9 protein-coding genes and 1 pseudogene are annotated in these 10,385 nt (G+C 70.9%); 2 read left to right on the top strand and 8 right to left on the bottom strand.

Annotation, left to right across the window (positions count from 1 at the left end; translation table 11 throughout):
* Both HMPREF3159_RS14720 and HMPREF3159_RS14725 read right to left on the bottom strand, forming a co-directional pair.
* Positions 1 to 292: pseudogene (locus HMPREF3159_RS14720) on the bottom strand (MarR family transcriptional regulator); the annotation flags it as partial.
* Positions 293 to 730: 438 nt separating this feature from the next.
* Positions 731 to 2,335 (bottom strand): ABC-F family ATP-binding cassette domain-containing protein, encoded by a 1,605-nt coding sequence (locus HMPREF3159_RS14725; RefSeq protein ID WP_053917268.1) that lies wholly within the window; start codon positions 2,333 to 2,335, stop codon positions 731 to 733.
* A gap of 199 nt (positions 2,336 to 2,534) precedes the next feature.
* On the opposite strand from HMPREF3159_RS14725, the gene ald reads away from it, so the two are divergent.
* A complete protein-coding gene (ald, locus tag HMPREF3159_RS14730; RefSeq protein ID WP_070501881.1) occupies positions 2,535 to 3,650 on the top strand; it encodes an alanine dehydrogenase in 1,116 nt (371 codons plus the stop codon).
* Between the two features lie 170 nt (positions 3,651 to 3,820).
* Here the strand turns inward: ald and HMPREF3159_RS14735 are convergent, their stop codons facing one another.
* The 6 genes from HMPREF3159_RS14735 to HMPREF3159_RS14760 form a co-directional block, all read right to left on the bottom strand.
* On the bottom strand, positions 3,821 to 4,153 hold the full coding sequence (locus HMPREF3159_RS14735) for a metal-sulfur cluster assembly factor (protein ID WP_070501884.1): 333 nt from the start codon (positions 4,151 to 4,153) through the stop codon (positions 3,821 to 3,823).
* Positions 4,154 to 4,308: 155 nt separating this feature from the next.
* The gene (gene sufC, locus HMPREF3159_RS14740) at positions 4,309 to 5,064 is read right to left on the bottom strand and encodes a Fe-S cluster assembly ATPase SufC (protein WP_070501886.1); all 756 of its coding nucleotides are present in this window, start codon (positions 5,062 to 5,064) and stop codon (positions 4,309 to 4,311) included.
* 75 nt (positions 5,065 to 5,139) lie between these two features.
* Positions 5,140 to 5,478, bottom strand: coding sequence for a non-heme iron oxygenase ferredoxin subunit (locus HMPREF3159_RS14745; protein WP_070501888.1), 339 nt, complete (start codon positions 5,476 to 5,478; stop codon positions 5,140 to 5,142).
* Entirely contained in the window at positions 5,478 to 6,800 is a 1,323-nt protein-coding gene (sufD, locus tag HMPREF3159_RS14750) for a Fe-S cluster assembly protein SufD (RefSeq protein WP_070501889.1), read from the bottom strand. The genes HMPREF3159_RS14745 and sufD overlap by 1 nt, the downstream gene beginning before the upstream one ends.
* A complete protein-coding gene (sufB, locus tag HMPREF3159_RS14755; protein ID WP_070501891.1) occupies positions 6,800 to 8,227 on the bottom strand; it encodes a Fe-S cluster assembly protein SufB in 1,428 nt (475 codons plus the stop codon). The genes sufD and sufB overlap by 1 nt, the downstream gene beginning before the upstream one ends.
* On the bottom strand, positions 8,224 to 8,973 hold the full coding sequence (locus HMPREF3159_RS14760; protein WP_070501893.1) for a helix-turn-helix transcriptional regulator: 750 nt from the start codon (positions 8,971 to 8,973) through the stop codon (positions 8,224 to 8,226). The genes sufB and HMPREF3159_RS14760 overlap by 4 nt, the downstream gene beginning before the upstream one ends.
* A gap of 275 nt (positions 8,974 to 9,248) precedes the next feature.
* On the opposite strand from HMPREF3159_RS14760, the gene HMPREF3159_RS14765 reads away from it, so the two are divergent.
* Entirely contained in the window at positions 9,249 to 10,328 is a 1,080-nt protein-coding gene (locus HMPREF3159_RS14765; RefSeq protein ID WP_070501895.1) for a glutathione S-transferase family protein, read from the top strand.
* Positions 10,329 to 10,385: the final 57 nt, after the last annotated feature.

Here is a 10,385-nt window from a genome sequence, read left to right on the forward strand (position 1 = left end):
CGCTCCGGGCGGCCTCGACGGCGGGGCCGGAGAGCTCGCGGACCGAGCCCGGCAGCGGCACCGGCACCGCGCCGATCCCGAGGCCGATGGCCGTGCTCCCGACCTCGAGCGCCCGCAGCATCGCCTCGAGCGCGGTCTCCCCTCGGGAGGCGAGCACGAGCGCGTCCGGTCCGGCGGTCCGCTCCGGGGCGAGCGGCAGCTCGAGCCCCTCGAGAGCCTCGAGCAGAGCGGGGACGGGGTCGCCGGCGGCGCGGCCGTGGCCGGGGCGACCGGTGAGGGAGAGGACGAACACGGAGGCCTTTCACAGCGGATATCAGGTGTCCGCCAGTTTACGCGCTCTCCGTGCCGTCCTCGGGCGCGGCGCGCCGCGCAGTGACGGGCGCGGGAGCCGTCCTCACTCCTCCAGCGCCGCGGCGTTCGCGATCTCCCGCCGATGGTCCTCGGCGGCTCGACGCGCGAGCTCCGTCCCCTGCTCCTCGTCGAGGGTGAGGCTCTCACCCATGGCGACCTCGAGGACATGATCTCGAAGTCGGCCATGGCCGGCTGCCTCCTGGGGTCGACCCCTTGACCGCTCCCTGCGTCGAACCGAGGACGATCCGGCGCGGGAAGAGCACGACGATGACGATGTACGGGGTCGGCTTCGGCGAGCCGACACCGGGCGAGCCGCGGGCCGCGAGCGTCGCCCCCGAGGCCGCGGCGAGCGTGGGGAGGGCCGGGGAGCGACGCCGCCTCAGGCGAGCTCGATCAGCTCCTGGTACTCGGCGTTCCAGAGGTCCTCGACGGCGTCGGGCATCATCAGCACCCGCTCGGGATCGAGCGCCGCGACGGCGCCGGGGTCGTGGGAGACCAGCACGACGGCGCCCTCGAAGTTCGCCAGCGCCCCGAGGATCTCCTCGCGGCTGGCGGGGTCGAGGTTGTTCGTCGGCTCGTCGAGCAGGAGCACGTTGGCGCTGGAGACGACGAGCGCGGCCAGGGCGAGGCGGGTCTTCTCCCCGCCGGAGAGCACCCGGGCGGGCTTGTGCACGTCATCGCCCGTGAACAGGAAGGAGCCGAGGATCTTGCGGGCCTCGACCTCGGGCAGCTCATAGGCCGCCGTCATCATGTTCTCCAGCACGGTCCGGTCCAGGTCCAGGGTCTCGTGCTCCTGGGCGTAGTAGCCGATGCGCAGGCCATGGCCGGGCAGGATCCGCCCGGTGTCCGGCGCGTCGACGCCGCCGAGGATCCGCAGCAGGGTGGTCTTGCCCGCGCCGTTCAGGCCTATGATGACCACGCGCGAGCCGCGGTCGATCGCGAGGTCCACGCCGGTGAAGATCTCGAGGCTGCCGTAGGACTTCGAGAGGTCCTCGGCCATCAGCGGGGTCTTGCCGCAGGGGGCGGGCTTCGGGAAGCGCAGCGAGGCGACGCGGTCGGTCTGCCGCTCCCCCTCGACGCCGTCGAGCATGCGCTCGGCGCGCTTCAGCATGTTCTGCGCGGCGACGGCCTTGGTGGCCTTCGCCCGCATCTTCTCCGCCTGGGCCGTCAGCTGGGTGGCCTTCTTCTCGGCGTTCGCGCGCTCGCGCCTGCGGCGCTTCTCGTCGTCCTCGCGCTGGCGCAGGTACTGCTTCCAGCCCATGTTGTAGATGTCGATCGCGGAGCGGTTCGCGTCGAGGTAGAACACCTTGTTCACGACCTGCTCGACGAGCTCGACGTCGTGGCTGATCACGATCAGGCCGCCGCGGTAGCTCATCAGGTACTCGCGCAGCCACACGATCGAGTCGTGGTCGAGGTGGTTCGTCGGCTCGTCGAGGATCATCGTGGAGGCCTGCGAGAACAGGATCCGGGCGAGCTCGACTCGGCGGCGCTGACCGCCGGAGAGGGTGCCGAGCTCCTGCTCGAGCAGCCGGTTGGGCAGGCCGAGGTTCGCGGCCATCCGCTTGGCCTCCGCCTCGGCCGCGTATCCGCCGGCGGCGTCGAGCTCGGCCTCCAGACGCGGGTACCGGTTCATCGCCTTCTCGCGGCGGGCCTCGGTGAGGGACATGTCCCCCATCTCCTCCTCGGCGCGCCGCAGCTTCCTCAGGATCCCGTCGAGCCCGCGGGCGGAGAGGATCCGGGCGAGCACCGGCTCGGTGTCCTCGCCGCTGTGGGTGTCCTGCGGGAGATAGCCGAGCTCGCCGGAGACCTCGACGCTGCCCTCGCTGGGGTCCAGCGTGCCGGAGAGGACCTTGGTCAGCGTGGTCTTGCCGGCGCCGTTGCGACCCACCAGGCCGATCCGGTCGCCGTCGGTGACCTGGAAGGAGACGTCGCTCATGAGCAGCCGGGCGCCGACGCGGATGGCGAGGTCGTGCACGGTGATCACGGGTGGGACTCCTCTTCGGACGGGGGCGGCCCGGAGGAGGGCCGGATCGAGTCTAGGGCCGAGGCGCCGAACGGTCGCCCGGATTCCCGCCGACGGTGCCGGGGGACACATCGGCAGGCTCCCCCGCACGGCTTCGAGGTGTCATCCTGGGACCGTGGCCGTGACCGCGGCCAGGGAGCTCAGCAGAGAGGCTGGACACATGCGCATCGGGGTGCCCCGCGAGGTCAAGAACAACGAGAACAGGGTGGGCCTGGGCGCCGCCGGCGTGCACGAGCTGGTGATGCACGGCCACGACGTGATCGTCGAGAGCGGCGCGGGCCTCGGCTCCCGCGTGAGCGACGAGGACTATTCCGCCGCGGGCGCGACCCTGCTGCCGACGGCCGAGGAGGTCTGGGCGCAGGCCGAGATGATCGTGAAGGTGAAGGAGCCGCTGCCCGAGGAGTACGGACGCCTGAGGAAGGGCCAGGTCCTCTTCACGTATCTGCACCTCGCGGCCGACCGGGAGCTCACCGAGGCGCTGCTCGCCTCCGGCACCACCGCCATCGCCTACGAGACCGTCCAGCTCCCCGACCGCTCCCTGCCGCTGCTCGCGCCGATGAGCGCGATCGCGGGCCGGCTCGCCGCGCAGGTCGGCGCCTACCACCTGATGGCGCCGCTGGGCGGCGGCGGGGTGCTGATGGGCGGGGTGCCCGGGACCTCGGAGGCGAACGTGCTGGTCCTCGGCGGCGGCGTCGTCGGCGAGCAGGCGGCGATGATGGCGCACGGGCTGCACGCGAACGTCACCGTGATGGACGTGAACGTCTCCCGGCTCTCCCAGATCGCGACGATGCACCACGGGGGCATCCTCACCCGCTACTCGACCACCCTCGACCTCTCCGAGCAGATCGAGCAGGCCGACGTCGTCGTCGGCTCGGTGCTGATCCCCGGCAAGCGCGCCCCGAAGCTCGTCACCGACGAGATGGTCTCCCGGATGAAGCCGGGCTCGGTGCTGGTCGACGTCGCGATCGACCAGGGCGGCTGCTTCGAGAACTCCCGCCCCACCACGCACGACGACCCGACCTTCCGGGTGCACGACGCGGTCTACTACTGCGTGGCGAACATGCCCGGCTCAGTGCCGGTCACGGCGACCGCGGCGCTGAACAACGCGACCCTCCCCTACGTGCTGAAGCTCGCGGGCGCGGGCTGGCGGGACGCGCTGCGGACCGACGAGGCGCTCGCGAAGGGCCTGCACACCCACGAGGGCGCCCTCGCCCATGCCGGCACGGCCGAGGCGCACGGCCTCGAGCTCACGAGCGCCGCCGCCGTCATCGGCTGACCCGCCCGTCGGCGCTGCCTGTGCCGAGCGCCCTCACTCCGCGCGCCGGGCGCAGCGCACCGCGCAGAAATGCACGCCCACGACTCATGCGAGGAGCCACATGAGTCGTGGGCGTGCAGAACTCGCCAGTCGCTGCCGGAGCGTGGGTTCCGGCCGGGGCGATCAGGCGATCAGAGGTTGAAGCCGATGGCGCGCAGCTGCTCGCGGCCGTCCTCGGTGATCTTCTCCATGCCCCACGGCGGCATCCACACCCAGTTGATGCGGTGCGTCTCGGTGATGGGGTCCAGCACCGCGAAGGTCTGCTCCTCGAGCACGTCCGTCAGCGGGCAGGCGGCGGAGGTGAGGGTCATGTCGATCACGGCGTTGCCGTCCTCGACGGTCACCCCGTAGACGAGGCCCAGGTCGACGACGTTGATCCCGAGCTCGGGATCGATGACGTCCTTCATCGCCTCGGTGACGTCCTCGACGCTCACGGTCGAGGGCGGGGTCTGCTGGTCGGTCATGGTGTCCTCCCGGAAGGGGTGCGGGACTGGTCCCGCAGGGGGCGGACGGGGCCCGGCGGCCGTCGGCGGACCTGCTGTCCGGGGACGGGCCGCGGCGGGTCCCGCGGTGGGGCCGCCCCTCCCCGCGATGCGGCGGGGAGGGGCGGCCGGGGGCGTCAGGCGCCGACGAGGAAGCGGTCGTAGCCCTCGGCCTCGAGACGCTCGGCCAGCTCGGGACCGCCCTGCTCGGCGATCCTCCCGTTCACGAAGACGTGCACGAAGTCCGGCTTCACGTACTGCAGGATGCGGGTGTAGTGCGTGATCAGCATGATGCCGACCTCGGTGTTCTCCTTGGCGCGGTTGACGCCCTCGGAGACCACGCGCAGCGCGTCGACGTCGAGGCCGGAGTCGGTCTCGTCGAGCACGGCGATGGAGGGCTTCAGCAGCTGCATCTGGAGGATCTCGTGGCGCTTCTTCTCACCGCCGGAGAAGCCCTCGTTGACGTTGCGCTCGGCGAAGACCGGGTCCATCTTGAGGTCGTCCATGGCGCCCTTGACGTCCTTGACCCAGGTGCGCAGCGAGGGGGCCTCGCCGTCGATCGCGGTCTTGGCGGTGCGCAGGAAGTTCGAGACGGTCACGCCGGGGACCTCGACGGGGTACTGCATGGCGAGGAAGAGGCCGGCGCGGGCGCGCTCGTCGACGCTCATCTCGAGCACGTCCTCGCCGTCGAGGAGGACCTCGCCGCCGGTGATCTCGTACTTGGGGTGGCCGGCGATCGCGTAGGCGAGGGTGGACTTGCCCGAGCCGTTGGGGCCCATGATCGCGTGGGTCTCGCCGCCCTTGATGGTGAGGTCGACGCCCTTGAGGATCTCCTTGGTGCCCTCAGGGGTCTCGACGGTGGCGTGGAGGTTCTTGATCTCCAGGATCGACATGTGGGGTTCTCCTTGACCAGGAAGCTGGTGGATTCGTGGGGCTGGGGGCGGGCGCCGGTGCGGACGCCCGCGAGGTCAGGTGGCGGGAGCGGCGGAGGGATCCACGAGGATCTCGCCGCTGCTCTCGTCGATGCGCACGGGGAACACCCGCACGGGCAGGACCGCCGGGAGCAGCAGGGGACGACCGGTGACGAGGTCGAACTGGCTGCCGTGCTTCCAGCACTCGATGGTGCATCCCTCGACATCGCCGTCGCTCAGCGCGATCTCGTCGTGCGAGCAGAGGTCCTCGAGGGCGTGGACGCCGCCGTCCTCGTCGCGCACCAGGGCGATCTCGATCCCGCCGGCGACGACGTCGATCGCCTCGCCGGGGGCGAGGTCGGCCAGGGCGGCGACGGGGACGAAGGCGTCCGACATCAGTTCATGCTCCGTGCGAGCTCGTCCTCGATCGCGGCCGAGAGGCGCTCGCGCACCTCGGGAACGTCGATCTGCTGGATGATCTCGGCGAAGAAGCCGCGCACGACCAGACGGCGCGCCTCGATCTCCGGGATGCCGCGAGCGCGCAGGTAGAACAGCTGCTCGTCGTCGAAGCGCCCGGTGGCGGCGGCGTGGCCGGCGCCCTCGATCTCGCCCGTCTCGATCTCCAGGTTCGGCACCGAGTCGGCGCGGGCGCCCTCGGTGAGCACCAGGTTGCGGTTGAGCTCGTAGGTGTTGGTGCCCTCGGCCTCCTTGCGGATCAGCACGTCGCCGACCCACACGGACCGCGCGCCCTTGCCCTGCAGCGCGCCCTTGTAGGCGACGTTGGAGGTGCAGTTCGGGACGCTGTGGTCGATGAACAGGCGGTTCTCGAAGAACTGGCCCTCGTCGGAGAAGTAGAGGCCCAGCTTCTCGATCTCGCCGCCGGGGGCGGCGTACTCGCCGATCGAGTTCAGGCGCACCGCGCTGCCGCCGAGGGTGACGGCGACGTGCTTCAGGCGCGCATCGCGGCCCACGCGGGCGTGGTGCTGCGCGATGTGCACCGCGTCGTCGTCCCAGTCGTGGACGGTGATGACGGTCATCTGCGCGTTGTCGCCGACGAGGATCTCCACGTCCTGCGCGTACTGCGCCGAGCCGGTGTGGTTCAGCACCACGATCGAGGAGGAGGACTCCTGCGCCTCGATCACGAGGTGCGCGTTGGCGCGGCGGTCCGCGCCCCGGCCGGTGATGTCCACGCGGAACGGCGCGTCGTAGGCGACGTTCTTGGCGGCGACCAGGTGCAGCGCCTGCTCGGTGCGGGCGGAGGCGATCGCCGTGGGCAGGTCCTCGGGCACCAGCACGGTGCCGCGGGGCGCCTGGCCGGGGGCGAGCGTCGAGGGCTCCGGGGCGCCCTCGGGCACGGTCACGGCGTAGTCGACGGCGGGGTCGCCCTCGCGGTCGTCGGTGGCGGCGTCCTCGAAGAGGGCGGAGAAGCGTCGCAGCGGGGTGAAGCGCCACTCCTCGATGTCGCTCTTGGGCACGGCGTGGTCGACGACCTCGAAGGAGCGCAGTCGCGCGCCGCGGTTCAGCGCGGCGTGGGCGGCGGAGACCTCCTGGCCCGGCAGGCTCAGGTTCTCCTCCTCCAGCTCCGGCGCGGCCGTCGTGTCGGTGCCCTCCAGGGCGGCTCCGGCGGCGACGGGCGCGGCACCCGCCGCGTGGCCCACGGCCTCGTTCGCGGTCGGGTCCCCGGCGCTCTCGGCACCCTTCACATCAGTGGTCGTCATCAGCCGACTGCTCCTTCCATCTGCAGCTCGATCAGGCGGTTCAGCTCGAGGGCGTACTCCATCGGGAGCTCGCGGGCGATGGGCTCGATGAAGCCGCGCACGATCATCGCCATCGCCTCGGTCTCCTCCATGCCGCGGCTCATCAGGTAGAAGAGCTGCTCCTCGGAGACCTTGGAGACGGTGGCCTCGTGGCCCATCTGGACGTCGTCGACGCGCACGTCGACGTAGGGGTAGGTGTCGGTGCGCGAGATCTGGTCCACCAGCAGCGCATCGCACAGAACGGTCGAGGCGGAGTGCTCAGCACCGGGCATGACCTGGACCAGGCCGCGGTAGGAGGAGCGGCCGCCGCCGCGCGAGACCGACTTGGAGACGATCGAGCTCGAGGTGTGCGGCGCCATGTGCACCATCTTCGAGCCGGTGTCCTGGTTCTGGCCCTCGCCGGCGAAGGCGACGGAGAGGGTCTCGCCGCGCGCGTGCTCGCCCATCAGCCAGACGGCCGGGTACTTCATGGTGACCTTGGAGCCGATGTTGCCGTCGACCCACTCCATGACGCCGCCCTGCTCGACCGTGGTGCGCTTGGTGACCAGGTTGTAGACGTTGTTCGACCAGTTCTGGATGGTCGTGTACCGGACGCGGGCGTCCTTCTTCACGACGATCTCGACGACGGCGCTGTGCAGCGAGTCGGACTTGTAGATCGGCGCGGTGCAGCCCTCGACGTAGTGCACGTAGGAGCCCTCGTCGGCGATGATCAGCGTGCGCTCGAACTGGCCCATGTTCTCGGTGTTGATCCGGAAGTAGGCCTGCAGCGGGATCTCGACGTGCACGCCCTTGGGGACGTAGACGAAGGAGCCGCCGGACCACACGGCGGTGTTCAGCGCGGAGAACTTGTTGTCGCCCGAGGGGATGACGGTGCCGAAGTACTCCTTGAACAGCTCCGGGTGCTCCTTGAGCGCCGTGTCGGTGTCCAGGAAGATGACGCCCTGCTCCTCCAGGTCCTCGCGGATCTGGTGGTAGACGACCTCGGACTCGTACTGCGCGGCGACGCCGGCGACGAGGCGCTGCTTCTCGGCCTCGGGGATGCCGAGGCGGTCGTAGGTCTCCTTGATGTCCTCGGGCAGGTCGTTCCAGTCGGCGACCTGCTTCTCGGTGGAGCGGACGAAGTACTTGATGTCGTCGAAGGCGATGCCGGAGAGGTCCGGGCCCCAGGTGGGCAGCGGCTTCTTCTCGAAGAGCTTCAGCGCCTTCAGCCGACGCTCGAGCATCCACTCGGGCTCGTCCTTGCGTGCGGAGATGTCGCGCACGACCTCCTCGGACAGGCCGCGGCGCGCGCTGGCCCCGGCCGAGTCCTCGTCGTGCCATCCGAAGGCGTAGTTGCCGATCGAATCGATGATCTCGTCCTGTGAGAGCTTCTCGGGTGCGCTCGTCATGGTGTCCTTCCCTCGGTGAGCGGAATGTGGGTCGTGCAGACGTGAGCCCCCTGCGCCAGGGTGGCCAGGCGCTGGACGGGGGCCCCGATGATGCGGGAGATGACGCGGGTCTCGGCCTCGCACAGCTCCGGGTGGTCGGCGGCCACGTCGAGGACGGGGCAGCGGCCGTGGCAGAGCTGCGCGGTGACGAGGCTACGCGGCCCGGCGCCGCCCTCGCGACGGGCCGCCGGCAGCGGGACGTGCAGCGGGCGGACGGTGGTGGCGTAGCCGCGCTCGGTGAGCAGCTGCGAGAGCAGCTCGAGCCGCTCGGCGGTGCCCACCGGCTCCCCGGTCTCCGCCTCGAGGCGGTCGACCCGTTCGTCGAGCCGCTGCTCCCAGTCGGAGATCCGCCGCTCCGCGAGGGCGGTCACCGCCTCGTCGCCGCCGCGGCGGGCGAGCTCGTCGACCGCCATCACGGCCAGCTCGTCGTAGCCGGCGGCGAAGCCCTCATGCGCCGACGGCGAGAGCACGAAGGTCTTGCTGGGGCGTCCGCGGCCGCGATGGGCCAGGGGCACCTCGTGCTCGGCGATGGTCCCCTCCGCCTCGAGCGCCGCGAGATGGCGGCGCACGGCGGCGCTGGTGAGGCCGAAGCGCTCGGCGAGCTGCCGGGCGGTGATGGGCCCGTGGGTGGAGATCGCCTCGACGAGGCGATCGCGCGTGGTCGGCTCGGGCTTCGCCGCGAGCTCCTGCGCATCCTGCTCGGCCATCCTGCACCTCCCTTCTCGACCACATAGATTTTACAACAGGGCTCTTTCCAAATACTGCCCGAGTCCTGTGCCACCGGCCACGAAGGGTGCCCTTACCTGCGACGTCGCGCAGGGCGGGGCGGATCGCACTCCCTCGCACATGGCGCACGACGTGGGTGCGGAGCGCACCCTGGACCCCTCTCGGCGCGCCGACGCCCGCCGCCCCCGAGGCGCTTCCATCTAGTACCGCTTTCAACTACCATAGCAGCGACGCCACCGACACGAAGGGACCCACCATGAACGAGACCACCCCCGCCTCCACGGACACCGCCGCCGAGGCGCACTCGACCCGCGGCGCCTACGTCTCCGCAGGCAAGGCCTTCGACCGCGACATGAACTACATCGACGACCGGATCACCCGCGATGGCCGCGACGGCTGGCCCGTCGAGGCCGGGCGCTACCGGCTGATCGCCGCCCGCGCCTGCCCGTGGGCCAACCGCACCCTCATCTCCCGTCGTCTGCTGGGCCTGGAGGACGTGATCTCGGTAGGCATGCCCGGCCCCACCCATGACAAGCGCTCCTGGACCTTCGACCTCGACCCCGGCGAAGTGGATCCCGTGCTCGGCTACGAGCGCCTGCAGCAGGCCTACTTCGCGCGCTTCCCCGACTACCCGCGCGGTATCACCGTCCCCGCCGTCGTGGACGTGCCCACCAGGGCCGTCGTGACCAACGACTTCCAACGGATCACCCTCGACTTCGCGACCGAGTGGACCGAGCACCACCGCGCCGGCGCCCCGGACCTCTACCCCGAGGCTCAGCGCGAGGAGATCGACGCGCTGAACAAGTGGATGCTCCACCGGGTCAACAACGGCGTGTACAAGGTCGGCTTCGCCGGCTCGCAGGAGGGCTACGAGCGCGAGTACGCGCTCCTCTGGGAGGCCCTGGACGAACTCGAGGAGCGCCTGGGCCGCAGCCGCTTCCTGATGGGCCCCTCGATCACCGAGGCCGATGTGCGCCTGTTCCCCACGCTGATCCGCTTCGACCCCGTCTACCACGGCCACTTCAAGGCCAACCGGCAGACCCTCGCCTCGATGCCGAACCTGTGGAACTACACCAAGGATCTGTTCCAGACCCCGGGCTTCGGCGACACGGTCGACTTCGCGCAGATCAAGCGGCACTACTACTACGTGCACGAGGACATCAACCCCACGCAGATCGTCCCCGCCGGCCCGGCGCTCGAGCCGCTGCTGGAGGCGCACGACCGCGACCGCTTCGAGACCGACACCTGGGGCCCCGGCGGCACCGCTCCCGAGGCGCCGCTCGCCGCGGAGGTCGTCGACCCGGCGCACACACCGCTGCACGTCACCGGGCGCTGAGCCCGGCACGGCCCGGGTGAGGTCTCGCCCACCTCGCCCGGCCCGGACGCGGCGCCG

Source organism: Brachybacterium sp. HMSC06H03 (genome assembly GCF_001807385.1).
In the GTDB taxonomy this organism is placed as follows: Bacteria; Actinomycetota; Actinomycetes; order Actinomycetales; family Dermabacteraceae; genus Brachybacterium; species Brachybacterium conglomeratum.

Coding starts and splice junctions, on each gene's coding strand:
- ald (WP_070501881.1), top strand. CDS start 2,535: ATGCGCATCGGGGTGCCCCGCGAGGTCAAGAACAACGAGAACAGGGTG.
- HMPREF3159_RS14735 (WP_070501884.1), bottom strand. CDS start 4,153: ATGACCGACCAGCAGACCCCGCCCTCGACCGTGAGCGTCGAGGACGTC.
- sufC (WP_070501886.1), bottom strand. CDS start 5,064: ATGTCGATCCTGGAGATCAAGAACCTCCACGCCACCGTCGAGACCCCT.
- HMPREF3159_RS14745 (WP_070501888.1), bottom strand. CDS start 5,478: ATGTCGGACGCCTTCGTCCCCGTCGCCGCCCTGGCCGACCTCGCCCCC.
- sufD (WP_070501889.1), bottom strand. CDS start 6,800: ATGACGACCACTGATGTGAAGGGTGCCGAGAGCGCCGGGGACCCGACC.
- sufB (WP_070501891.1), bottom strand. CDS start 8,227: ATGACGAGCGCACCCGAGAAGCTCTCACAGGACGAGATCATCGATTCG.
- HMPREF3159_RS14760 (WP_070501893.1), bottom strand. CDS start 8,973: ATGGCCGAGCAGGATGCGCAGGAGCTCGCGGCGAAGCCCGAGCCGACC.
- HMPREF3159_RS14765 (WP_070501895.1), top strand. CDS start 9,249: ATGAACGAGACCACCCCCGCCTCCACGGACACCGCCGCCGAGGCGCAC.